Source organism: uncultured Pontibacter sp., from assembly GCF_947499215.1.
Lineage (GTDB): Bacteria > Bacteroidota > Bacteroidia > Cytophagales > Hymenobacteraceae > Pontibacter.
Genome location: NZ_CANMNI010000002.1, coordinates 907,997 through 931,269 on the forward strand (window position 1 = coordinate 907,997; position 23,273 = coordinate 931,269).

General features: G+C 49.7%; 21 protein-coding genes and 1 tRNA gene. 6 read left to right on the forward strand and 16 right to left on the reverse strand.

The genetic code is table 11. The annotated features are described in order from the left end of the window. The first annotated feature begins 100 nt into the window (after positions 1-100). The gene (locus Q1A04_RS12100; RefSeq protein WP_299706003.1) at positions 101-1,327 is read left to right on the forward strand and encodes a Glu/Leu/Phe/Val dehydrogenase dimerization domain-containing protein; all 1,227 of its coding nucleotides are present in this window, start codon (positions 101-103) and stop codon (positions 1,325-1,327) included. A gap of 8 nt (positions 1,328-1,335) precedes the next feature. Then, positions 1,336-2,484 (forward strand): mechanosensitive ion channel family protein, encoded by a 1,149-nt coding sequence (locus Q1A04_RS12105; RefSeq protein WP_299706006.1) that lies wholly within the window; start codon positions 1,336-1,338, stop codon positions 2,482-2,484. Positions 2,485-2,861: 377 nt separating this feature from the next. Here the strand turns inward: Q1A04_RS12105 and Q1A04_RS12110 are convergent, their stop codons facing one another. Further along, entirely contained in the window at positions 2,862-5,363 is a 2,502-nt protein-coding gene (locus tag Q1A04_RS12110; protein ID WP_299706009.1) for an AsmA-like C-terminal region-containing protein, read from the reverse strand. 203 nt (positions 5,364-5,566) lie between these two features. Here Q1A04_RS12110 and Q1A04_RS12115 point away from each other — a divergent pair. Beyond that, positions 5,567-5,641: transfer RNA gene (locus tag Q1A04_RS12115), tRNA-Val, on the forward strand. A 472-nt stretch (positions 5,642-6,113) separates the two neighbouring features. Here Q1A04_RS12115 and coaE read toward each other — a convergent pair. The 8 genes from coaE to Q1A04_RS12155 all read right to left on the reverse strand — a co-directional run bounded on the left by coaE (position 6,114) and on the right by Q1A04_RS12155 (position 12,465). Beyond that, entirely contained in the window at positions 6,114-6,707 is a 594-nt protein-coding gene (gene coaE, locus Q1A04_RS12120; RefSeq protein ID WP_299706012.1) for a dephospho-CoA kinase, read from the reverse strand. A gap of 8 nt (positions 6,708-6,715) precedes the next feature. After that, entirely contained in the window at positions 6,716-7,693 is a 978-nt protein-coding gene (locus Q1A04_RS12125) for a hypothetical protein (RefSeq protein ID WP_299706015.1), read from the reverse strand. A gap of 12 nt (positions 7,694-7,705) precedes the next feature. Continuing rightward, the gene (gene yajC, locus Q1A04_RS12130) at positions 7,706-8,008 is read right to left on the reverse strand and encodes a preprotein translocase subunit YajC (protein WP_299706018.1); all 303 of its coding nucleotides are present in this window, start codon (positions 8,006-8,008) and stop codon (positions 7,706-7,708) included. 33 nt (positions 8,009-8,041) lie between these two features. Further along, complete coding sequence (locus Q1A04_RS12135; RefSeq protein ID WP_299706021.1) at positions 8,042-8,581, reverse strand: DUF1573 domain-containing protein; 540 nt, start codon at positions 8,579-8,581, stop codon at positions 8,042-8,044. A 25-nt stretch (positions 8,582-8,606) separates the two neighbouring features. Continuing rightward, positions 8,607-9,605, reverse strand: a complete 999-nt coding sequence (locus Q1A04_RS12140; protein WP_299706024.1) for an isocitrate/isopropylmalate family dehydrogenase — start codon at positions 9,603-9,605, stop codon at positions 8,607-8,609. A gap of 2 nt (positions 9,606-9,607) precedes the next feature. Then, positions 9,608-9,913 (reverse strand): YtxH domain-containing protein, encoded by a 306-nt coding sequence (locus Q1A04_RS12145; RefSeq protein WP_299706027.1) that lies wholly within the window; start codon positions 9,911-9,913, stop codon positions 9,608-9,610. Positions 9,914-9,993: 80 nt separating this feature from the next. Next, positions 9,994-11,133: a transcription antitermination factor NusB gene (nusB, locus tag Q1A04_RS12150; RefSeq protein ID WP_299706030.1), complete on the reverse strand. Its 1,140-nt coding sequence runs from the start codon at positions 11,131-11,133 to the stop codon at positions 9,994-9,996. A 231-nt stretch (positions 11,134-11,364) separates the two neighbouring features. After that, on the reverse strand, positions 11,365-12,465 hold the full coding sequence (locus Q1A04_RS12155; protein WP_299706033.1) for a Glu/Leu/Phe/Val dehydrogenase: 1,101 nt from the start codon (positions 12,463-12,465) through the stop codon (positions 11,365-11,367). 149 nt (positions 12,466-12,614) lie between these two features. Between Q1A04_RS12155 and Q1A04_RS12160 the strand changes: the two genes are divergently transcribed. Then, the gene (locus tag Q1A04_RS12160) at positions 12,615-14,399 is read left to right on the forward strand and encodes an ABC transporter ATP-binding protein (RefSeq protein WP_299706036.1); all 1,785 of its coding nucleotides are present in this window, start codon (positions 12,615-12,617) and stop codon (positions 14,397-14,399) included. 136 nt (positions 14,400-14,535) lie between these two features. Further along, positions 14,536-14,955, forward strand: coding sequence for a hypothetical protein (locus Q1A04_RS12165; RefSeq protein ID WP_299706039.1), 420 nt, complete (start codon positions 14,536-14,538; stop codon positions 14,953-14,955). Positions 14,956-15,087: 132 nt separating this feature from the next. On the opposite strand, the gene Q1A04_RS12170 is transcribed toward Q1A04_RS12165, so the two are convergent. The 7 genes from Q1A04_RS12170 to Q1A04_RS12200 all read right to left on the reverse strand — a co-directional run bounded on the left by Q1A04_RS12170 (position 15,088) and on the right by Q1A04_RS12200 (position 22,683). After that, positions 15,088-15,699: a TetR/AcrR family transcriptional regulator gene (locus tag Q1A04_RS12170; RefSeq protein WP_299706042.1), complete on the reverse strand. Its 612-nt coding sequence runs from the start codon at positions 15,697-15,699 to the stop codon at positions 15,088-15,090. A 74-nt stretch (positions 15,700-15,773) separates the two neighbouring features. Further along, positions 15,774-16,295 (reverse strand): GyrI-like domain-containing protein, encoded by a 522-nt coding sequence (locus Q1A04_RS12175; protein ID WP_299706045.1) that lies wholly within the window; start codon positions 16,293-16,295, stop codon positions 15,774-15,776. Continuing rightward, the gene (locus Q1A04_RS12180) at positions 16,292-18,061 is read right to left on the reverse strand and encodes an ABC transporter ATP-binding protein (RefSeq protein ID WP_299706048.1); all 1,770 of its coding nucleotides are present in this window, start codon (positions 18,059-18,061) and stop codon (positions 16,292-16,294) included. Before Q1A04_RS12180 ends, Q1A04_RS12175 begins: the two co-directional genes overlap by 4 nt. 713 nt (positions 18,062-18,774) lie before the next feature. Continuing rightward, positions 18,775-20,082 (reverse strand): cystathionine gamma-synthase family protein, encoded by a 1,308-nt coding sequence (locus Q1A04_RS12185; RefSeq protein ID WP_299706051.1) that lies wholly within the window; start codon positions 20,080-20,082, stop codon positions 18,775-18,777. 1 nt (position 20,083) lies between these two features. Then, a complete protein-coding gene (gene truA, locus Q1A04_RS12190) occupies positions 20,084-20,851 on the reverse strand; it encodes a tRNA pseudouridine(38-40) synthase TruA (protein WP_299706054.1) in 768 nt (255 codons plus the stop codon). 86 nt (positions 20,852-20,937) lie between these two features. Next, positions 20,938-21,333 (reverse strand): hypothetical protein, encoded by a 396-nt coding sequence (locus Q1A04_RS12195; protein ID WP_299706057.1) that lies wholly within the window; start codon positions 21,331-21,333, stop codon positions 20,938-20,940. A gap of 150 nt (positions 21,334-21,483) precedes the next feature. Then, complete coding sequence (locus Q1A04_RS12200; RefSeq protein WP_299706060.1) at positions 21,484-22,683, reverse strand: acetyl-CoA C-acyltransferase; 1,200 nt, start codon at positions 22,681-22,683, stop codon at positions 21,484-21,486. A 64-nt stretch (positions 22,684-22,747) separates the two neighbouring features. Between Q1A04_RS12200 and Q1A04_RS12205 the strand changes: the two genes are divergently transcribed. Continuing rightward, a complete protein-coding gene (locus Q1A04_RS12205; protein ID WP_299706063.1) occupies positions 22,748-23,245 on the forward strand; it encodes a DUF4293 domain-containing protein in 498 nt (165 codons plus the stop codon). Positions 23,246-23,273: the final 28 nt, after the last annotated feature.

Genomic DNA, 23,273 nt, shown 5'->3' on the forward strand with positions numbered 1-23,273 from the left:
GTGGGTAGTCCTAATCCATTTGGGCATCTATACCTTTCTGTAAGCTCTGAGGTATTTTTGTACCTTTGCGGTCTGTAAACCCTTAACGACTAACAAACGCATGAAAGAGCTTCTCGAAAAATTTGAGAATAAACGCCCTGAGATAGTATTTGAGTGGAAAGACGCTGAAACTGAGGCCGAAGGCTGGGTAGTGATTAACTCCCTGCGTGGTGGTGCGGCAGGTGGTGGAACCCGCATGCGCAAAGGCTTGGACAAACGTGAGGTAGAATCACTGGCCAAAACCATGGAAGTGAAATTCACCGTTTCAGGTCCGGCCATCGGCGGTGCCAAGTCCGGCATCAACTTTGACCCAAGCGACCCTCGTAAGCGGGGTGTGCTGGAGCGTTGGTATAAAGCGGTCATTCCATTACTTAAAAACTACTATGGCACAGGCGGTGACCTGAACGTAGACGAAATACATGAAGTAATTCCGATAACAGAGGACTATGGACTGTGGCACCCGCAGGAAGGCGTTGTAAACGGACACTTTAACGCCACAGAGCCCCAGAAGATAAACAAGATCGGGCAGCTGCGCCAAGGTGTGATTAAGGTGATAGAAGACCCGGCGTATACCCCCGAAGCGGCGCGCAAATATACCGTGGCTGACATGATAACCGGCTATGGCGTGGCCGAAGCGGTATGCCACTACTATACTATCTGGGGCGGTTCGTTTGAAGGAAAGCGTGCCATTATACAGGGCTGGGGCAACGTAGGGGCTGCGGCGGCTTTCTATCTGGCCTCTAAAGGCGTCAAGATTGTTGGCATCATCGATCGCGTGGGTGGTTTGGTAAAAGAAGAAGGCTTTAGCTTTGAAGAGATTCGCAATTTGTTCTTAGGTCGCCAAGGCAACACGCTATATGCCGAGAATTTGATTCCATTTGAGGAGATAAACAACCGCATCTGGTCGCTTCCTGCTGAGATATTTATACCTGCAGCCGCGTCCCGATTGGTTACCCGCGGCCAACTTGGGCAAATGATCGCCAGTGGTTTGGAGGTAATTTCCAGTGGCGCCAACGTGCCGTTTCAAGATCCGGAGATTTTCTTCGGACCTACAGGCGAGTTCGCCGACCAGAACATCTCTGTTATTCCTGACTTTATCGCCAACTGCGGCATGGCCCGTGTATTCGCCTACCTCATGGAAGATGAGGTGGAAATCACGGACGAGGCCATTTTCCATGACATTTCCAGTATCATCGGGCAGGCGCTGGAGAAGACGCATACCAAGAATCAGGCAAAGACCGAAATAGCCAAAACCTCTTTCGAGATAGCCCTAAGCCAGCTGCTATAACAAGTATTATGGAAGAACTAAGAGACTTTCTTTCTCAGGAGTTTCTGGGCAACAGGGTATCGGCTTACCTATGGGCGGCCGGCATCTTGCTGTTCGGCTTTATTTTCAAAACACTTCTTTCCAAGCTCATCACCAGCATTATTTTTAAGCTGGTAAAACGCTTTGCAGACGAAGAAGGCCAAGTTAGCTTAAAACGCTTCCTGATTCAGCCACTTGAAATGGTGGTCTTTCTGGTGTTTCTGTTTTTTGCGGTTAATGTACTGGATTATCCTGTCGGATTTGGCGGCCCGATGTTGCAGTTGCTGCTGTTCCGTATTTACCAGATCTTCATCATCGCTGCCATTACGTGGGTAATCACACGTTTTGTTGATTTTGTAGGGCTTATATTTCAGCGCAGGGCATCCCGCACAGCCTCTAAACTTGACGACCAGTTGGTGCCTTTCTTCATCGACTTCCTGAAGGTGATGATTTACATCTTCGCTTTTCTGGTGGTGCTCGGATCGGTGTTCAGCGTCAATGTGGCTGGCATGGTCGCTGGCCTCGGTGTCGGTGGTTTGGCTATTGCCTTTGCCGCCAAGGAGAGCTTAGAGAACCTGCTTGCCTCCTTCACTATCTTCTTAGACCACCCCTTTGTTGTGGGTGATTTGGTAGAGGTAGACGGCATAACAGGCGTTATTGAAAAGATCGGCTTCAGGAGTACACGAATCCGCACACTGGAGAAAACGTTTGTGACCGTGCCCAACAAGAGCATGATCGACAAACCGCTCAATAACTTAAGCCTTCGCACCTTCCGCCGTGTGCAGTTCGACGTGAATCTTACTTACGATACCACCTCCGCCCAGATCAAAGCCATCACGACGGAGCTGCAGGAGTATATCGATAACCACCCGCAGACGAATCAGGATGGCCGTATCCGCTTCCAGAACCTTGGGGCAAGCTCAAAAGACGTGATGGTACTGTACTTTGTAGAGGCCTTGGACTGGAATGATTTCATCGATATAAAGGAAGAGGTGGCCTATAAGGTTGTGGAAGTGGTCGAGAAGCACGGCGCTGACTTTGCCTTCCCGACCCAAACGCTGCATCTGTTTAACGAAAGCAAGAAGGCGACTCCAAAACCACCCGAAACAGCGCATTTCCCATCCACTGATTTCCAGTAGGTATAAATAAAAAAGTCGGAGAAGCTCCGACTTTTTTTTCACCCTTATATTTTCATACTGTGCTGGCTTACCTCTCAAGATTGTATCTTAACAAGGGGGCTCACAGTTCATCTCATTTCTATTCCCAAAAATCAACACAAATCATTATTGTAATTTTGATCTCTTTAACGGTCAATGTATGGTTGGGTTATACAACAAACAGCATTTTTTTAACAAAGCAGACACTTTCACCGGTAAACACCGGTTAACAAAGGATGTAAGTAAAATATAATTTTTACAATACTCCTGTCAACCACCCCGTATCTAGCAAAATTGTTAGCGATAAGTAAGAAGGAAAATCGCAAAAGAAGGGGTTCAAGGCAACGACTATTCCGGGCCTAATCGAAGTCAAAGTACTCGCCTTCCTGCAGCTCTACTTTCTTCTCCTGCTTTACAGGCTTCTTGCCGCGCAGCAAATCCTTTAGCACCTGTCCTTCCTGTTTGAGGTCTGTTTTGATCTTCTCCCGAACACGCTCGTTGTCGTAGGCTATCTTAAAGTCGCTCTCCTTGCCCTTTAGCGTCAGAAACAGCATGCTGTTGCCGGCATCGGGGTCTTCTGCCACCACACCGTAAACCGCGTCCCTGTCAGGACGGCTACTCTTAAGCAATGGCAACTTTATGCGGTAGTCCATATCCTGATCGAAGGTATGCGTGCCCGCTATCGACATAGTTGGCATAGCCGAGAGGTTGGAGCGAATGTCCATTTCAGGTATAAAGATCGTGCGTTGCTGTATCCAGAAGTTGTTGCTCAGCTCTGCAAACTTCATATTAGCCAGCTCCGAGCGTTTCACGAAGGCCGACATCTTCTGCATGGGTTCAAAATTGATCAACTGTCCATCACGCACGGTAGCGGCAATCTCTGCCTGCATCAGGTCCGTTTTGGTGTTCAGTTGACTGTCGAAGTATACTTCCGATACAATGTTGGCCGTGAGTTTGCCGCGCAGGTGCCTGTCTACGATAAAGTCTTGCCCGAAATTCTCGAACACATAGAACAGGCTGTCCACGCTCATGTTGCTGAGCTTGGTAGCAGTGTTTACTTTAATGTGGTCACGGGTGCGTGCATCAAGGTTGCCTCGCACGGCAAAGTTGCCTCCGATAGCGTTAAATGATATGTTAGGCGTCGAAATCACTTGATTGCGCAGCTTCACCTCTCCCTTGATGTGCTCCCCTTTAAAGCGCCTGAATTTAGCCTTCCGAATAGAAGCACTCAGATCGAAGGCGATATCCGGCGATACGTTAAACTTGTAGGCAGATGCTCCGCTGGCATTTCTGGCTTCTTCCGGGGTATTCAGTTCTTCGCTCAGCAATTGGTCGAAATCGAGGTACTGGCTGTTGAAATCGGCCTCTACCAAGAGGCGCTGTTTGTCGAGCAGGAGCCACGCCATCACATTCCGGAACATCCCGTTGAGCACGAAATCAGAGTTGCCCAACTGCCCCTTGAAGTCAGACACAGCCACATCGTTCTTCTTGAAAATAAAATTGCCATGCAGCCCTTTGAGCGGCATCGGCAGCTCTTTTAGGTTAAGCGCCACATTATGCAGCGTCACGTCTCCGCTTGTATTGAGGGTACTGTTCCCCGGCTTTGCTTTAAACTCCTTCAGGTTTCCGGCAAAGACGATGTGCACGTCAGCCAAGCCGCTCCCACTGCGAACTTCGTCTAGCTTGAGCAAACCTACTACATAGCCAACATCCAGCATCCCTTTCGCGCTAAAGGCCAAATAAGGGTTGTCGAAGTTGCGGTAGGTCAGGCTCCCGGAGAAGGGCCGCTTGTTCAGCACACCTTCGAGCTTTTTGAGCTCCAGTACCGAAGTGCTGGCATTCTGTTTGGCACCGTTTGTAAAGTAGCCTTCTAGGTTAAGACTTTCTACTTTCTGTTTGATATCCGGATGATAGAAAGAAGCATTGCGGCAACCAAACTCGAAAGCCACCTGCGGATTGTCTCTGGCTGACACTTTACCCTTCACCGTACCTTTAAAGAAAATATCGCCTTCGCTGCGGTATTGGCTATACTCTTTGGTTATATGCTGTGGCAGCAGAGAAAGCAGCGACTGTATGTTGGTATCCTTTCCCTGCAGTCGCAGGTCAAGCTCCGTAGGGCCGCCATACGCAATGTTCCCTCCCACTTCGTAGGCAGCGCCCTCCACTTTCACAACCGACGGCTGCAGCGCGATGGTATGCGCATTACGATCGATCACTAAAGCGGTACTCAGGTCTACATGCTTGTCTTTGAAATACTCCCCCTCCCCAATCCGGATCGCGCTTATGGTAGCGTCACCGGTGGCCTCTAGGTCTATTTTATCAGAGGTGATGGTCATGGCCGCCACGAGTTGCTTTGCGTCAGCCTGAATGTCGTGGTTGAGCTGCAGGTCGGTGTAGCGTACCGCCACGTTACTCAGGTTTATCTTCTCGAGGTTGAAAGCGAAATCCTCGGAAGCGGCGGTGGTATCGGTCACAAGGATGTGGTAGTTGGGCTTTCCATCTTTCAGCACCCGTACATGTAGCTCGCCCTCCTCCATGTACAGTTGCTTCACGCTATACCTGCCCCGGATAATGTCGAACACGCTGAAGGTAAAGTATAGCCGCTCGGCCTTCGCCAGTGACACGTCGCTATCCGGTATACCTTCTATTACATTGACCTGATTGAGGGCCACGGCCACTTGCGGGAACTTCTCGAAGAGCGAGAGCGATATTTTGGCGACTTCTACCTTAGTTTTGATGTGCTTATTGGCCTCGGCCACAAAAAGACCAATGATTTTATCTTGATACGCATACACCAAGCCCGCGGAAATGCCAGTAATCGCCACTGCAGCAATGGCGATATAAAATAGCACTTTTTTCACAACACGATTTCGTCCCAAGAGAAAGTTCAGATTTTAAGCATCTTACAAAAGCTAAAGGTACTGCAGTAATTACAGGCGAACAATAGGCACCACGGCTTGAAAAAAAATTTTAAGATTTTTTTTCTGAATGTTTTGCAGTTTCAAAAAAACACCCCATATTTGCATCATCAAACGGGGACAACAGGTCAACGAAACGATAAAACGGGGTGTTAGCTCAGCTGGTTCAGAGCACCTGCCTTACAAGCAGGGGGTCACTGGTTCGAATCCAGTACGCCCCACAAAAGGACAACGTAAAAGTTGTCCTTTTTTTATGTCCATACTTTTCTGAAAGCCCTGATTTTCACGGCTATACACCAGTCTATTTTACAGGCCTCCTAGCGTCAATCCTACGTAGTGAAGCTATGCAAAGCAAGAGTTGAATTTGCCCTTGAGTGAATAGTTTTCTATAGCACTCAACAGTCATACCCCATCCCTTCTACACTCACCTTTTTAAACTAACGAACCAGTCGCTGAACATGGTATGAATTCCCCAGCTAGTTGGTGGCGGTTGAGTCTATCTGGCTTTATCAGATATACCCCTTGGCCAATTCATTCAATTGAATATGGGTATCAGATGCTTTACTTCTTCCTGAATCCCTCTCCGAAAAATTCCAGTATCTCTGCAGGATAAATAAGGGTGACTCATAAAAATCATAAAAGGCCATACCCTCTTGGGCTGGCCTGCGTCTAATTTTTCTAAATACTTTTGATTTATCCTTTAGAGAGGAACTCCTGATGCAAGGCGAGCACCTGCGGGATGATGAGTTGTTTCTCATCATTGTAGACAACATGCTGGGCCCGGGCTATCTTCTCCTCCTCGCTCAGCTGTTTGGCGATAATGGCTTTGATGTCGGCTTCCGTGCGGTGGGTATCGCGCTTGAGGAGTCGCTTCAGACGCACGTCCAAGGGGGCCGACACCACTATGATCTCGTCCAGCTGCCGCCAAGATTCCGATTCAAACATAAGCGCCGCCTCTTTGATCAGGTATGGCGCACTGGCATTGGCAGCAGCCCAGCGCTCAAAATCGGTACCTACGTGCGGGTGCACCAAGGCATTGAGTTGGTTAAGGCGTTCTTGGTTGTTGAAGACAACAGAAGCGAGGTAAGTGCGATTTAGCTGCCCCTGTGGGGTATAGGTTTCCTCACCGAAAGCTTCCTGTAGTTCTCGCTTCAAGGCTTGGTCATACTGCATCACCCACTTGGCGCGCGTATCGGCATCGTACACGGGTATACCCAGCACATCGAACATACGGCACACAATGGTCTTGCCCACGCCTATACCTCCGGTTACACCTATTTTCAGCATGGAGTTAACTATCTTTCTAATGTGGCTTTGATGCGCTCTGGCCAAAGCGTAATGTTGCGGGCTCCGGCAGGCTTCTGTACCAGCTCAGGCACGACAGTTGAATCCAATCGGTTATACCTAGAGAAATCGACTACCGCCTTAAATGCGTCCGAGTTGATAAAAGCACTGGAGTCTTCAAGCGCCAGATAGCGAATCAGGACAACCTGTGGGCGCAAGGTTACTTCTGTTCTCAACGGTACGTTTACCAACTCAGGTGTCACCTGCAGTTCACGTTGTTGCAGCGGTTTTACCCGCACCGCAACCGTTGCTTCACTTATATCAGCCTTCACCATCGACTTGTTATCGTACTCAATGGGCACTACTATCTTAGCTGACTCAGTTAGGTTGGTAATAGGCAGACGCAACAGGAAGGGGTCTGGAAGGCTGTCGACCATGGAGGATGGCCCTTGAAAGGAAATAGTATCAGGAGAGATGCGGACCGGGCGCAACATGGCATGCCGATCATCGGTTACTCTTTGTTTCGGGTCGAGCTTGAGTGGGATGCGCCGCGTCACTCTTGTATTGAAATCGAAGAACAGCGTATCCGTTACCACGAAATTCAGCTGCAAACCATCCATGGCATTTACCAAAGCGGGGCGCAGGGCAGATCCTAACAGATAGTTGTTACGGGGCAGGTTGCGGATGTATACCTCGGCAGGTTGTACTTCTACCTTCAGCGACTTGCGGAGCAATTTCCAGCCTTTGCCAGTCACATTCACCATCACTTCCTCTGGCAAGGGCTTGATAGGCACAAGGCGCTGGTCGCTGTACACGAAACGCACCGGGTAGGTGGTTTGGGTAGAATAGCTTTTGTTAAGGGCATTGAGCAGCCAGAAAGTAGAGGCTGCCACAAAACAGAGCACTACAATTCTCCAGTAGTGCTCTGTTTGGGGCTTAAATGGCCTTACAAACCATAAAATGATATTTCGGGCTTTCTCAAACGACAAGGTTTCTTATCCTTATTTCACTTTTGCAGTAGCTTCCAGCGAGATAGCGGATTTCTCGAACACAAGGCGTATACCTTTGTCTACCTCTATCTCTACGGTGTCATCGTTTACTGCTGTTAAACGACCATGCAGTCCGCCTATTGTAACAACTTGCATGCCTTTGGTCAGCTCTTCACGGAATTTTTTCTGGTCCTTGGCTTTCTTCTGCTGCGGACGGATCATGAAAAAATAGAAAACAAGGATAATAGCGCCGAACATTAACAGCTGAGGCAGCATGCCCCCGTCTGGTGCGGCTTGAAGGAATATCGTTTGCATAAAAAAGGTTGTACTCTTATTAAAGAGTGGTTCTTAGTTGAGTCTTACCGGGCCATCAGCGCCCGCAGTTGGTATGCTAGAAGAGGCTACATTGCCTTTCATAGACACTCGCATGATGTTCGGCTCCGTGTTAGCACGGATAGTCACCGTAGGCGACTGCTGTCCAGGCTTGTTTCTGCTGTCGAAGCGTACTTTCACTTGGCCTTCCTCACCCGGTGCAACAGGAGTTTTAGTCCAGTCAGGGGCGGTACAGCCACAAGAAGCCGAAGCACTCTCGATGATCAACGGAGCTTTACCCGTGTTGGTAAACTTAAAGGTATGCTCTACCACTTCACCTTCTTTGATAGTACCAAAGTCATACTCAGTTTCTTGGAAAGACATCACAGCGGCGTTCTCGGCATTGGCAGTTTGGCCAGTAGCCACCACGTTCGGGTTTTCAACTTGCTGTGGCTGTGCTACCGCTGCGGTTGTTTCAGCAGTAGTTGCCTCTGAATCTGTCGTGTTGTTCTGGTCGCAGCTGGTCACTGTCATGGCAGTGCCAAGTGCTAGGGCTAATAAGAAATTCTTTTTCATATCAGGTAAACAGCTTTAAGCTTAATTATAGTTTCGAAATGATGTTTTGAGCAAATTCCATCGTGCTGGCACTTCCGCCCAAGTCGCCTGTGCACTGCTCTCTGTTAGCAAGTGTCGCATCCAAGGCTTTCTCTATGCGCTCGCCCTCTTCTTTCAGATCGATGTGGTGAAGCATCATGATGGCAGAGCGTAATAGGGCTGTCGGGTTTGCTTTGCCTTGACCGGCAATATCAGGAGCAGAACCGTGTACCGCCTCGAAGATAGCCATGTCGTTGCCGATGTTGGCGCCGGAAACCACACCCAGACCGCCTACCAGACCAGCGCACAGGTCAGACAGAATATCGCCGAACAGGTTGGTGGTTACGATCACATCGAACTGCTCTGGCTTAATTACCAGCTGCATGCACATGTTGTCGATAATCTTGTCGTCGTACTGGATGTGCGGATATTCTTTCGCGATCTCGCTAGCCTCACTCAAGAACAAGGCGCCGGCGCTCTTCAGGATGTTGGCCTTGTGCACCGCTGTTACTTTCTTGCAGTTGTGCTTGTTGGCATATTCGAAAGCAGCACGTACAATCTTGCGGCAACCTACACGCGTCAAGCGGGCCACAGAGTCAGATATCTGCAAGCGCTCGTCGAACATCTCTAAGCCAGAGTACAGGCCTTCGGTGTTCTCGCGGAACAGCACCAAGTTTACGTTCTCGAAGCGGGTATTCACGCCGGGCGTGGTTTTGGCGGGACGCACGTTGGAGTACAGGTCGAACATCTGGCGCAGCTGCACATTGATGCTCTTAAAGCCTTTGCCTACCGGCGTGGTAATAGGGCCTTTCAAAGCCACTTTGTTCTTCTTTAGTGAGGCTATTAGTGTAGACGGAATCAGTTCACCAATCGAATCGAAAGTGGTCTGTCCTGCATTTTCCTCTTCCCAAGTCACAGGCACGTTAGCTGCACTAAATACGGCTTTAACTGCTTCTGTGATCTCTGGTCCTATCCCGTCGCCGGGAATCAGTGTAATTTCTCTCATGGCTATATTTCTTTCCTGCTATTGATCTCGTTGATAAGTGAATCCACATCGCCCAGAAGCTTCTCGGCTTTGTCCTTGGCATCCTGTATCACACGCTGGCCTTCAGACTTGGCGCTTGTTGTTACCAAGTTACGGTCTTCCACCAGTTCTTCCAGCAGGTCTGAAAGGGTATCACGGTATTTTTCCAGTCGGTAGCTCAGCCAGCTGCGCGTCTCTCTGCCTTTTTCGGGGGCAAACAGAATGCCTGCCACGGCTCCCACAGCGGCGCCTGACACAAAAAACAGTATATTGCTCGTCTTCTTACTCATAGGGTTATCTATATACTTATATATTGGGTACGTAATTTCCCCCTTTTACGATATAACAGCCTTTTTAGCCGTTATATACTTTATTTGTTGTCGATAAGACCACGACCTGACTTGCGTATGTCGCCCTTAGTGGTCAGCTCCTGCGCCATCTTATCCAACACACCGTTCACAAACTGCTTGCTCTTTGGCGTGCTGTATAGCTTGGATATCTCAATGTATTCGTTGATGGTCACTTTGACAGGTATGCTTCTGAAGATGTGCATCTCACAAAGCGCCATTTTCAGGATGATTTTGTCCAGCAGGGCCACACGCTCCACATCCCAGTTTTTCACGCTTGCGGCAATCATAGCCTCGTACTTCTCGTCGTCCTGAAGGGTCTGGTGAAAGAGTTCCTCGAAGAAAGCTTTATCGTCTTCCCAGTTAGCAGAAAGGTCCAGCAATACCGGCTCCTCTTCTGTCTCTTCGCCAAACATCTTAACAGTCTTGTTAACCAGGCTTTTCACAATGGATTTGTTCTCCACCCAGTTCAAATCCTGCTCTTCAAACAAAGATTGTAAGTTTTTTTCTTTAAAAATAATGTTTTTGAAAATATGTTTCACCACTTCCAAGTCCTCCTCAAGGGTGGGCTCAGGCAGTGCCAAGTAGTTCAAAAACACTTCATCCTGCTTCAGAATGTTTTTATAAACCGCGCGGATTTCGCTGATGTCAGAACCCCAGCTAATGTTGCGGCGGATGATGTTTTCCTGATAAGACTTGTTGCTGAGGATGCGCTGTGCCACGCGGTTGTTTAGGAAACGCTTCACATCTGGGCCTTTGGCCTCCGTGAAACGCTTTTCTTTCTTTTCTTCTTCGTCTTCCACCAACTCATTGAGCAACTGCAGTATCTGCAACGTGCCGAGGTAGTGATCATAAATCCGCTCCACAGCACCCATCATCTGGTTGCTATAGTGCTTGTAATCCTTTTTGACGGTGTTCTGGTAGTAGACGATGGCTCTGTTTACCGCATCGATTATCTCCTTGTCAGTCTCCTCTGTCTCGAACTGCCCGGTTTCGTGCCATTCTTTGAAGAGCAGCTGAGCGATTTGCTTTCTGCCTTCGAGCAGTTTCTTGTCCTGCACCTCCATGGAGTTCAGGTCTGGAGCGAAGTCATCGGCTATCTGGTCGAGGGCCAGCTGGTAATCTGAACCTTCGGCCTGTTTGTAGGCATAGATGGCTTGCATAGCCTTGATTCGAAGTGTTCTGCGGTTGAGCATAATAGTAATTTAAAGAACGTATTGGTTGATTGTATTATTACTGCAATAGACGCCGAGGCATCGGGCACAGCAAAAGTCACTGTGATAAACTTATACGCAAAGGCAGGCCTGTGCGCTAAAAAATAGGGTAAGTGTAAAACAAAAGTGCCACAGGTTAATGCAGCACTTTTGTTTTATTCTTTTATCAAAAGGAAGACCTTAGAAAGTAGATCTTACTTTGCTGATGCTGTTAATACGCTTCTCAGCCATTTTGGTGGCAGCCAGCTGCGTATACATGCCTTCTTTCTCAGCCATCTCGAAGATGTCCAAGGTATAGCCGTAGATACGCTCCGTCTGGGCATAGGCGCTCTCACGGTTGTAGCCGTGCAGCTCAGAGTATACGTTGATCAAACCACCTGCATTGATCAGGAAGTCCGGTGCGTATACGATGCCTTTGTCTACCAGCGCAGGTCCATGCACTGTCTCGTCGCGCAGCTGGTTGTTTGCGCAACCCGCAATTACCTGGCACTTCAGACGACCAAGCGTGTTGTCGTTAATGGTACCACCCAAGGCGCAAGGCGAGTAGATATCCACGTCTAAGTCGTAGATTTCATCCATACCCACGATTTTGGCGTTGTATTTGGCAGACACTTCACGCAGACGGTCTTCGTAGATGTCGGTAATGAAGATTTGAGCATTCTCTTTGGCAAGCAGCTCCACTAGGTAGCCACCAACGTGACCAACACCCTGCACAGAGATTTTTTTGCCGGAAAGTGAATCAGAACCGAAGGCCTTCTTGGCAGCGGCTTTCATGCCCATGTAGGTACCGTAAGCCGTTACCGGAGACGGGTCACCGCCACCGCCCATAGACTCAGGAAGGCCAGATACGTGCTCAGTCTCCATGCGGATGTACTCCATGTCTTTGGTTGTCATCCCCACGTCCTCAGCTGTGATGTAGGCACCGTTCAGGTTTTTCACGAAACGGCCGAAACGACGAAGCAGGGCTTCGTTTTTATCTTTTTTGGCGTCGCCGATGATCACTGCTTTACCACCACCTAGGTTCAGACCAGAGATAGCGGCTTTGTAAGTCATACCTCTTGAAAGACGCAACACATCGTCAAGCGCCTCAGCCTCAGAAGCATAAGACCACATACGAGTACCACCCAACGCTGGGCCAAGTACAGTGTTGTGGATACCGATGATAGCTTTCAGGCCAGTTTCTTTGTCGTGGCAGAAAACTACTTTCTCATGGTTATACTCTGATATCTGACCGAAGACCGACTTGTCCTTCTTCAGTTCAACTTCTTTTAGTTCGACCATTTATGAATTTGATTAAGGGTTATTCTATCTTTGTAGTAGTCAGGAAGAGACGCCTCCCGTTTCGTGCTGCAAAATTAATTCTTTTTTTGATTTATTCAATTTGTAGGTCATAACTCTACGTAAAAGCCTCTGAGTTCCATATTCTTGCTGTGAAATCACTTCGTTACCTCAATAAATACCTCCTCAAGTATAAATACCGCCTCCTGTGGGGGCTGGTGTTTATTATCATTTCCAACTTTTTCCAGATTCTGCCCGCGCAGGTGGTCCGCCATGCTTTCAATCTGATTAAAGAAGGGATTAACCTGCACAACCTCTTTGAGGGTATGGCGCAACAAGATACGGTGTATGACACCTTCGCCAGTAGTATTTTGGTGTATGGGGTAATCATTCTGGTGATGGCGCTTTTGCGTGGCTTGTTCCTGTTCTTCGTACGACAGACGATCATCGTGATGAGCCGCCTGATTGAGAATGACCTCAAGAATGAGATTTACGAGCACTACCAGAGTCTGCCGCTCAGTTTTTACCGCAAAAACAACACAGGCGACTTGATGTCTCGCATTTCCGAGGACGTGAGCCGCGTGCGCATGTACCTCGGGCCAGCCATTATGTATGGTATTAACCTTGTGATCCTTTTCCTGATGGTTATACCTTACATGCTGTCGGTGAACGTGAAGCTCACGCTCTATACCCTGATTCCGCTTCCGATTCTGGCCATCAGCATTTACTACGTCAACAACATCATCGAGCGCAAGTCCGACGAGATACAGCGCAGCCTCTCCGGTATAACCACCTTTGTGCAGGAGGCTTTTTCAGGTATAAGGGTGCTCAAATCCTTTGTGCGGGAAGACGACTCACACAATAACTTTACCAAGGCCAGCAACAACTATAAAGACAAGTCGCTGGAGCTGAACTTTGTGAACTCGCTCTTTTTCCCGCTGGTGCTATTTCTGGTAGGTCTGAGCACAATTATTACGGTATACATTGGCGGTCAGGAAGTGATGAACGGTAGCATTACCACAGGTAATATTGCCGAGTTTATCATCTACGTAAACATGCTCACGTGGCCGGTTACCTCGCTCGGCTGGACGGCCAGTCTGGTGCAGCGAGCAGCCGCTTCGCAAGCCCGCATCAATGAGTTCCTGAACACCAAAAACGACATTGTATCACGCGAGAACCTTAGCAAGCCTATTGAGGGCGATATAATTTTCGAAAATGTAGATTTTGTATACCCTGACACCAACATCCATGCGCTGAAGAACATCTCGTTCCGCATCAACCACGGTGAGACGCTCGCCATAATCGGTAACACGGGTTCGGGCAAAAGCACCATTGCTACCCTCTTGCCGCGCATGTACGACGCGACTAGCGGCCGCATTCTGATAGACGGTGTAGATGTGCGCGACTATAATTTGGAGAGCCTGCGCAGTCAGATTGGCTACGTCCCGCAGGATGTGTTCTTGTTCTCCGACTCCATCCGCAACAACATTGGTTTCGGGTTGCCAAGCATTACGGAAGAGCAAATGGTGCAGTCCGCCAAAGACGCCGATGTGTACGAGAACATCATGCGCTTCCCCGAGCAGTTCGATACAAAACTAGGCGAACGTGGCATTACCCTTTCCGGCGGCCAAAAGCAGCGTGTCTCCATTGCCAGAGCGCTGGTGCGCGAGCCAAGTATCCTCATCCTCGACGACTCACTCTCGGCTGTGGATACCAAAACGGAGAATGCCATCCTCAACAGTTTGCGCCGCATCATGGCGAACCGTACCTCGATCATCATTTCGCACAGAGTGTCTTCCGTAAAACTGGCGGACAAGATTCTGGTGCTCGACGACGGGGAGATTGTGCAACACGGTACGCATGAGGAGTTGATACAGCAACAGGGCTTGTATAAGGTGCTTTATGAGCGCCAGTTGCAGGCGGAGGATTCGCAGTAGCCATAATCGCCTGATCTACTTTTACTTTGAAAACCAAGCATTTACAAAGTCTGTGTTTAGAGCTCGGGAATTTTTTGATACAGAAACTGTTATAAGTACGTATAGCAATTTTATATGACCTTCTAACACTCTATCTATGGCTATTGACTTACAGCAAATCGGCAAAAGGTTCCGTTTCTATACGAACATCAAAGAATTGGAAATGCCGCAGCTCTTGGAGATGACGGGCAGCGACGAGACCACGCTCTCCAATATCATCTCTGGTAAAAACTACCTCTTGGATGAGTTGGTGGCTATCGTGAAACACTTCCATGACCTGAATTCGCAGTGGCTCATTTATGGCGAGGGCAGTATGTTTAAGCCGATGGACGAGAACGGTGCCTGCAAAGACAATCACAAAGGCTGCCTTAAAAAGGACAAAGCCGCCTACCTGAAGCAAATGCAGAACATGCTCATCGAACTCGACGCTGCCGAAGTAGCCAAAGGCCACCACGCCGATGTGGACGCGCTAAAGGCGAAACTAGACGAATACAAAGCCAGTCACCCGCAGGACTAGCCTCCTGCATTTCCGGGCATCCAACCGCCCACACCCAGCACCCCATTTTATGAGAAGTTTCTAGCCTGAACAGGCCTGATATGATTATGCCCCAATGTAAGCGGTTTGCTTAGGTTGGGGCATTTTTGTTATTTATATCTTTACCCGTATACCTTCCAAAATCAAATTCACGGTAAACAGCACCTCCCGCTCTATCTTCTCAAAATCGATGGAAGGGAGGTTGTGGAATTGGGCGCGTTGGAATTCTTCGAACTGAATAAGGTCTTTGACGACCATAATGGAGTAGCCCACCCGCTCTGCTTCGCACTCGATAAAGGTGCCATTGGCTATACCTTCTTTGATAACGGAGGCGTAGAAGTTTGACTCTTTGGCGCGCGACTCTTTGAACAGCTCCTGAAACATAATGCGCGTCTCGATGAGCACTTTGATGGAGATGGTGTGCTGCGTTACGATTTCCTGATAGTAGCGCAACGAGGAGCGAATGTATAGCAACAGGCGCTCTCGGGGGTCTTTTTCCTGTTCAGCTGTTTTCTTTAGGCGGGAAAGGCTCTCTTTCCACTCCTGCGAAAAGGCCTCAATAAAGAGTACCTCCTTGCTCTTGTAATAGTAGTAGAGTGTTGGTTTCTTGAGGCCGATGGCATGGGCGATATCGTCCAGCGTGGCTTTGCTGTAGCCCAGCTTGCCGAACACCGACTTAGCCGCTTCCAGTATCAGCTCCTTTTTTGCCTCTGCCTTTTTGCCCAATTTGCTTTGTTGCTATCGTTCCACGGGGAAACTCCCCTATCACCAAAGATATAGAGATAATCTATACTTGCAAGCTACTCCTTAATCGGCACCTCTACTATACCTTGGTGGTCCTCCGGGAACCACTCCACATAAAAGGTTTCCAGCTCTAGATTCTTCTCCTTGGCGTAGTCAAAAATGGCTTCGTAGAGTTTGTTCGGGGCCAGCATGTAGTGGGCGTTCACTTCGCCACGCAGGGCACGGCGACCACCCGGCACTACCCGCAGTTCGTAGTCGGCCGGCAACTGCACCGAGCTGTCCGGTATAATCACTCCGATAAAAGCGTTTACACTGTCGGCACGCCCCTCCGGGTTATTGTAATAGATATTGCCCAGCATACCTTCCAGCTCTTTTTTGTCTAGCACCTCGGCGGCTCTGCGGAACGAGTCGTTGATGAGATTATCCGTAACCGAACCTTTAAAAGCGCGGCCCGCCACAAAGAGTTGCTCGGAGCTAACTTCTGATACCTTGGCTGAACTGAAACCTCCCAAATAGGCATAGAAAGCCCCTACGATAACGGCGAGCACCGCCATCACTAACAAGAATTTCTTGTTCATAAGTCAATCATGTTTTTGTACTGCATGTTGTAGAGTTGGGCATAGTAACCGTCATGGCGCAGCAATTCCTCGTGGTTACCCATTTCTTTTATCTCGCCCCGGTCCATCACAATAATCTTGTCGGCCTTCTGGATGGTAGACAAACGATGAGCAATGACGATGGACGTACGACCATGCATGAGCTGGTCGATGGCGTACTGTATCAGTTCTTCAGTTTCGGAGTCGACGCTGGAAGTGGCCTCGTCGAGGATGATGATCTCGGGGTTATACACCATGGCCCGCACAAAGGAAATAAGCTGGCGCTGGCCTACCGAGAGCGTTGCCCCGCGTTCCATTACTTGGTAGTGCAGACCACCCGGCAGTCGCTCGATGAATTTGCGGGCACCTACCAAGTCGGCGGCATGCCACATTTGCTCTTCGGTGATGGCTTTGTTACCCAGACTGATGTTGTCAGCGATGGTGCCTGAGAACAGGAACACATCCTGTAACACTACCCCAATGTGGTGGCGCAATACATCCAGGTTGTATTCTTTAATGTCGTGCCCGTCAATTAAAATCTGGCCGCTGTTGATCTCGTAGAAACGGTTGAGCAAGTTGATAACAGAGGTCTTGCCTGCACCTGTCGCACCCACAAAAGCCACTGACTCCCCGGCCTTTACATCCAAAGAAATATTGCGCAACACCCAGTCCTCGTCTTTGTAGGCGAACCACACATCCTTGAAATTCACGTTACCCTTGATTTTTTCTGGTGCATAACTGCCGTTGTCTGGAATCATCTCTTTGCTGTCGAGTAAGCGCATGAGGCGTTCCGTACTCACTACGCCCAGCTGGAGCGTATTAAAGCGGTCGGCGATCATGCGGATGGGGCGGAAGAACATCTGGATGTAGAGGATAAATGCCATCAGCGTACCCAGCGATACATCGTTATCGATCACGCCGTGGGCGCCATACCACACAAGCAAGCCAAGCCCTGCCGCACCGATAATCTCGGCCACTGGGAAATATACCGAGTAGTAAAGCACAGAGCGCACGTTGGCGCGGGTATGTTCCTTGTTGATTTCCTTAAACTTCTCGAGCTCGCGCTTCTCGTTGTTGAAAATCTGCACAATGCTCATCCCCGTGATATGCTCCTGCACAAACGAGTTAAGCCGCGCCACCGCTGTCCGCACATCCTGGAAAGTATCCTTTATTTTCTCTTTGAAGATATAGGTACTAATCAGCATGATCGGGAAAGTAGACAGACTAACCAGCGCCAGCTCCCAATCGATGTAAAACATGAAACCGAGGATGAACACCAACTGCAGGATGTCACCGATCATAGCGGCCAAGCCTTCACTGAATACATCGGAAAGCGTCTCCACGTCCGACACATTGCGGGTCACGAGTGTACCGATTGGCGTGCGGTCAAAAAACTTAAGGCGCAGGTTGAGAATGTGGCGGTAAAGCTGCACCCGGATGTCGCGAACCACGTGCTGCCCAAGCCAACCCGCAAAATAGGTATGGAGGTACTGCACGATGGCATGCCCCACTAAGAGCACCGCGAGTATCACGAACATCTTGTTCAGGCCCTCCCAGTCGTTCTGCAGAATTTCGTTGTCGACGGTATACTGAATCAAGAAAGGACGCACGGCAGCCAATATGGCCGAGGCAAACGTCAGGAACACGATGAAGTAGAACGTCTTCAGGTAGGGCTTCACAAACGTGAAAAGCCGCCGGATGACGTCTGCATCGAATACCTTGCCTGTATTTTGTGGTTTATCTTCCAAGTTTGTTGTTCTGTTTTTGTTTTCGGGGGTTAGTCTGTCCCTTTTCTTTTTGCCTGATTCAGGATTGAAGGTTTATAAGATTCTGGTGCACGATTAACATCCCCCTGCCCCCTTCAAAGGGGGACTTTTTTCCTACTGCCAGTTCTAAAGTACAAGCCTTGTAGTTTCTGTTACTCCACACACCACTGGCACGCATTGCAAAGTAAATTGCACTTGGGCTACAGAGCGATGACATCAGCCAAGTGCACCTTTTCGACGCTCCACTGTTTGAGCGTTCAGCGAGTTTGGAGCGTCTTGATTTTTTTGCTTACTTTTTTCATCAAGGAAAAAAGTAAGGCCCGGCTGGCCAAGCCAAGCTATGAAATAAGGCTAATTGCTATACCTACAACTGTAGCTATACCACAGGGCCAGAGGCCCCACAATGGTAGACACGAGCGTGGACGCTCGCGCCATCACCGGAACCGCCGCTACACCAGTTACAAACTGGCCCCATGCCAACCACAAGTTACGCTCGCGCTAAACTTGCGGCATACACGAAACTCCCAGTATAAACAGCAACTCCTACTATACGACAGTCTATACCTAACCGCCTGCAAAGTTAATGGTTTTTGCATCAGGATTTTCGGGATTTATCAGGTATAGCCATTACTCCTAAAGGCATAAAAAAACCCTCCCCTGTTTTTAAGGGAGGGCTTTAGAAATAAAGTTTATACCTATACCTCCGCTTCTACAGGCACAGCAACTTTCTCGAGCGCCTGCGCAATATCAGAGATAATATCCTCTGGGTGCTCCACGCCTACCGAGATCCGAATCATGCCCTCACCTATACCCATCACAGCACGGTCGGCCAGACAGATATCAGAGTGGGTCATAGAAGCAGGGTGCTCGGCCAGCGACTCGGTGCCGCCGAGGCTTACCGCCAGCTTAATCAGTTTCAGGTTGTTCAGGAACTTAAAGGCTTCTTTCTCGCCGCCTTTGATGTCGAACGAGATCATAGAGCCTGCTGCCTTGCACTGTTTGTCGTAAATGGCCTGTTGCTGAGGATTGTCCTGCAGGTAGCCTAGGAAGTAAATCTTGTCCACTTTCGGGTGTTCTTTCAGGTAGGCGGCCACTACTTCAGCGCCACGAGCCTGACACTCCATGCGTATTTTCAATGTCTCTAAGCTGCGCATCAGCATCCAGCCTGTCCACGGACTCGCCATAGAGCCCATGAACGTACGCATGCCTTTCACTTGCTTCATCAGGTCAGCCGGGCCGGCGCAGGCGCCAGCAATCAAGTCGGAGTGACCACCGATGTACTTGGTGGCAGAGTAGAGCACCAAGTCAGCGCCGTGTTTGAGTGGGTGCGAGAACACCGGGCCTAGGAACGTGTTGTCCACGGCTACCACTACTTTCTTGTCGGCAGTCGAGTGCTTCTTGGCCATGGCGGAGCATGCCTCGATGTCAACCAAGTGGTTGGTCGGGTTGGCTGGGGTTTCGATGTAGACCATCGCCAGTTTATCGGCCATACCTGATTCCTCGAGCATTTGCTCTACTTCCTCAATTGGCGTATTGGCACGGAAGCCCATGCTCTTCACGCCGAACTTTGGCAGAATGTTTTTGATGTAGTAGTCAGAGCCACCGTAGATAGGTTCGCTGTGCAAAATCAGATCGCCCGGCTTGAGCAGGGCTAGGAGCGTAGTGCTGATGGCGGCCATACCGCTGGCGAATACGGCTGCCTCTTCGGCTCCGTCCCAAAAGCGGAGGCGGTTCTCCAGTATCTCGAGGTCTGGGTTGTTGAGGCGACTGTAGATCAGGCCAAGTTGTTCTTCGGCGTGCTTCTCGCGCAGTCCGTAGGCTAGTTCAAAAAATGCCTTGCCTTCTTCCGCGTTCTTGAAAACGAAAGTTGAAGTCTGGTAAATCGGCGCTTTCACGGCCATTTCTGACCACTCCGGATTGTACCCGTAGCTCATCATCAAGCTTTCGGGGCGAAGGTGTTTGCCATTAAGATGGGGACCGTTCTGGTCTTCAGGTAATTGCATGCTATAAAGGGTTTGTTTTGGGTGATATCTTGAAAATATGCTCCGGATACGACACCTTGGCAAGGTATAACCCCTCGGAAGGAGCCGCCCCGCTGGCCTTGCTGCGGTCTTGACTGGCGATAATCCGCTCAAAATCGGCTACAGAAAGCTTGCCGCGACCTACGTCCAGCAAAGTACCGACCACCAGTCGTACCATACCCCGCAAAAAGCGATTAGCCCGGATGGTAAAGACCAGCTCGTCGCCTTGCTGGCGCCATACAGCTTCGTATATGTTGCAGCGGTAGTGCTTGGTGTCGCCTTTCACTTTGCTAAAGGTCGTAAAATCCTCGTAACGAAGCAAAACAGCGGCCGCTTCATTCATCTTCTCCACATCCACGGAACGCGGCAAGTAGGTGGCGTAGTATCTTTTGAAAGGGTCTTTGGCAAGCGTAATGTAGTAGTGGTAGGTACGCTCAAAAGCGTCGAAGCGGGCATGGGCCTCGTCGGTGACAAGGTATAGGTTCTTCGCCACAATGTCGTCGGGCAAAAGGCGGTTGAAACGGTAGACCATGTGCTCGGGGTCTAGGTGCTGTTCCACATCAAAGTGCACGAATTGCTGGCTCGCGTGTACGCCCGTATCGGTACGGCCGCTACCTGTCGTGCTAATGGGCCGCCGCAGCACTTTGCTTAGGCAATCTTCGAGCACTTCCTGCACAGAAAGGGCATTAGGCTGTACCTGCCAACCATGAAAACGAGTGCCGTCATAGGCTATTTCTAGAAAGTAGCGCATGGGCAAAGATAACAAAAAAGGCTGCCTGTATGCAGGCAGCCTTCAAACTATGGTAGTCGTCTTCTTCTTATTGCAAACAAAGCTATTTATCTTTTGTTTTGGCTTCTGTGCCGTTCTTCCAGTATAACCTTCGCAATGGCACGGTCTCGCGCCTCGCGATTGGTTGGTGCATGCCGACGGTCTTCTACTCTACCTCGGTGGTCACGGCTACGGTTATGGTCTCGGTCCCATCTTCTATCGTCTCGGCTATACCTGTCATTGTGGGGTGAGCAGCAGCTTTTGCCGGTGTAGCGCTTATCACGATGACTTTTGTAGTGCTTGCAGTCGTCGTGGTCGCGGTATTTCTTATCTACATATACCACTTTTCCTTTCGAGTGATGTTTGTCTTTGCACTTCCGGTGATCATGGTCCTTTGCCATAGCGGCCTCTCCTCCAACTACCATCAGCATGGCCATCAGCACAATCGTCAATATCCTTTTCATAAGCTTGAAATATTAGTCTGATAACATTCAAATCAAAGTATATGCCAGAATCCTATATAGCCCTACCTAATATTTCCTACTTAGCGGCATTAAAAGTAAAAAGGCCACTCTGCTTGCACAGAATGGCCTTTTGAAGAGAAAATGTGTAGACTATAGCTTTTCGTAAATAATGGCCGCCCCCTGCCCTACGCCCACGCACATGGTTGCCAGACCGTAGCGCACGTTTTCGCGGCGCTTCATTTCGTGCAGCAAAGTGGCTGAGATACGGGTACCACTGGCTCCGAGCGGGTGACCGATGGCAATAGAGCCGCCATTCACGTTCACGATCTCCGGGTTAATGCCAAGCTCCTGCACGCAAGGGATAGCTTGTGCCGCAAAAGCCTCGTTGATTTCTGCCAGCCCGATGTCGTTGATGGTGAGTCCGGCTCGTTTCAGGGCTTTTAAGGTTGCTGGCACAGGACCCATACCCATGTAGGCTGGCTCCACCCCTGCCACGGCCGCTGACACAATACGGGCCATTGGCTTCAGATTGAAACGCTTTACGATCTCCTCACTCACCACCAGAGAAGCGGCCGCGCCATCGTTTATACCTGATGCGTTGCCTGCCGTCACGGTGCCGCCTTTTTTGAAGGCCGCGCCCAGTGTACCCAGTTTCTCTACAGAAGAAAGGCGCGGGTGCTCATCGGTGTCGAAGATGATTGGATCGCCTTTGCGCTGCGGAACAGGTATAGGTATAATCTCATCTTTGAACTTACCTGCTTCTGCAGCGGCCTTGTACTTGATCTGCGAGCTGTGGGCAAACTCGTCCTGCGCTTCACGTGAAACACCGTAGCGCTCCGCCACATTCTCGGCGGTCTCGCCCATGGTATGCGGGTAGTGCATCGAGGAAAGCGTGTTGTTCACGAAGCGCCAGCCGATAGTAGTATCATAGATCTCGGGGGTGCGGGCGAAAGCGGTTTCGGCTTTGGCCATCACGAAAGGGGCACGCGTCATGCTCTCCACGCCGCCAGCTAAGTATACGGCCCCATCACCGCAAGTAATAGCGCGCCCCGCGTCGATGATGGACTGCAGCCCGGAAGCGCAGAGACGGTTCACGGTCACACCACCGATTTCGTGCGGAAGTCCTGCCAACAGAAGCGCCATGCGAGCTACGTTGCGGTTGTCCTCCCCGGCTTGGTTAGCCGCGCCCAGCACCACGTCTTCAATCAGGCTCGGGTCTATCTGCGGATTACGGGCCATTAACTCTTTGAGAATAAAGGCCGCCATGTCGTCGGGACGGACAGTACTGAGGGCTCCGGTAAACTTGCCAACGGGTGTTCTAACAATATCAATTATATAAGCTGTGCTCATCAATTTTTGTTTTACAGGTCTTTGTCTAATTTTGCATCTCTTTGCAAGTTAAATTAACCCCTTTATGATACAAAGAATTCAAACCGTATTTCTGGCACTCATCGTGATTGCGATGGTGTCTTTGCTGTTTTTGCCACTCTGGTCTAAGATAGATGCCGTGTCTGGTGAAGAAGTCGTGCTTACCGCTTGGGACCTGTCTTTTCAGGCGCTGAATGCTCAAGGTGAAGTAGCGCAGGCTGGCGCACAAACAGGAACGAGCACTATGGCCATTGGTATACTCGCTATTGTAGCCGCAGGTGTAGCCCTGTATGAGATCTTCCAGTACAAGAGCCGCATCACCCAAATGAAGTTCGGCCTGATCAACACGCTGGTACTGGTGGCGCTCTTTGGCACGTCATTTTACTATGCTAACTACGTGGGCAACGTGATGGTATCTGGTAACGAAGGTAACTACGAGGCCGGCTTTTACATGCCTGTGCTGGCGCTACTGCTTAATGCACTGGCAAACCGTTTTATCAAGAAAGACGAGGACTTGGTAAGGTCGGTAGACAGATTGAGATAAGGTATAAGGCCTTGCATTAAACAAAAAC

What these genes read in the sequence shown, in the direction of transcription:
- Q1A04_RS12100 (WP_299706003.1), top strand. Translation starts at nt 101, where the DNA reads ATGAAAGAGCTTCTCGAAAAATTTGAGAATAAACGCCCTGAGATAGTA.
- coaE (WP_299706012.1), bottom strand. Translation starts at nt 6,707, where the DNA reads ATGCTGAAAATAGGTGTAACCGGAGGTATAGGCGTGGGCAAGACCATT.
- Q1A04_RS12175 (WP_299706045.1), bottom strand. Translation starts at nt 16,295, where the DNA reads ATGAACAAGAAATTCTTGTTAGTGATGGCGGTGCTCGCCGTTATCGTA.
- Q1A04_RS12205 (WP_299706063.1), top strand. Translation starts at nt 22,748, where the DNA reads ATGATACAAAGAATTCAAACCGTATTTCTGGCACTCATCGTGATTGCG.
- yajC (WP_299706018.1), bottom strand. Translation starts at nt 8,008, where the DNA reads ATGCAAACGATATTCCTTCAAGCCGCACCAGACGGGGGCATGCTGCCT.
- nusB (WP_299706030.1), bottom strand. Translation starts at nt 11,133, where the DNA reads ATGCAAGCCATCTATGCCTACAAACAGGCCGAAGGTTCAGATTACCAG.
- Q1A04_RS12185 (WP_299706051.1), bottom strand. Translation starts at nt 20,082, where the DNA reads ATGCAATTACCTGAAGACCAGAACGGTCCCCATCTTAATGGCAAACAC.
- Q1A04_RS12195 (WP_299706057.1), bottom strand. Translation starts at nt 21,333, where the DNA reads ATGAAAAGGATATTGACGATTGTGCTGATGGCCATGCTGATGGTAGTT.
- Q1A04_RS12200 (WP_299706060.1), bottom strand. Translation starts at nt 22,683, where the DNA reads ATGAGCACAGCTTATATAATTGATATTGTTAGAACACCCGTTGGCAAG.
- Q1A04_RS12140 (WP_299706024.1), bottom strand. Translation starts at nt 9,605, where the DNA reads ATGAGAGAAATTACACTGATTCCCGGCGACGGGATAGGACCAGAGATC.
- Q1A04_RS12135 (WP_299706021.1), bottom strand. Translation starts at nt 8,581, where the DNA reads ATGAAAAAGAATTTCTTATTAGCCCTAGCACTTGGCACTGCCATGACA.
- truA (WP_299706054.1), bottom strand. Translation starts at nt 20,851, where the DNA reads ATGCGCTACTTTCTAGAAATAGCCTATGACGGCACTCGTTTTCATGGT.
- Q1A04_RS12155 (WP_299706033.1), bottom strand. Translation starts at nt 12,465, where the DNA reads ATGGTCGAACTAAAAGAAGTTGAACTGAAGAAGGACAAGTCGGTCTTC.
- Q1A04_RS12165 (WP_299706039.1), top strand. Translation starts at nt 14,536, where the DNA reads ATGGCTATTGACTTACAGCAAATCGGCAAAAGGTTCCGTTTCTATACG.
- Q1A04_RS12105 (WP_299706006.1), top strand. Translation starts at nt 1,336, where the DNA reads ATGGAAGAACTAAGAGACTTTCTTTCTCAGGAGTTTCTGGGCAACAGG.
- Q1A04_RS12145 (WP_299706027.1), bottom strand. Translation starts at nt 9,913, where the DNA reads ATGAGTAAGAAGACGAGCAATATACTGTTTTTTGTGTCAGGCGCCGCT.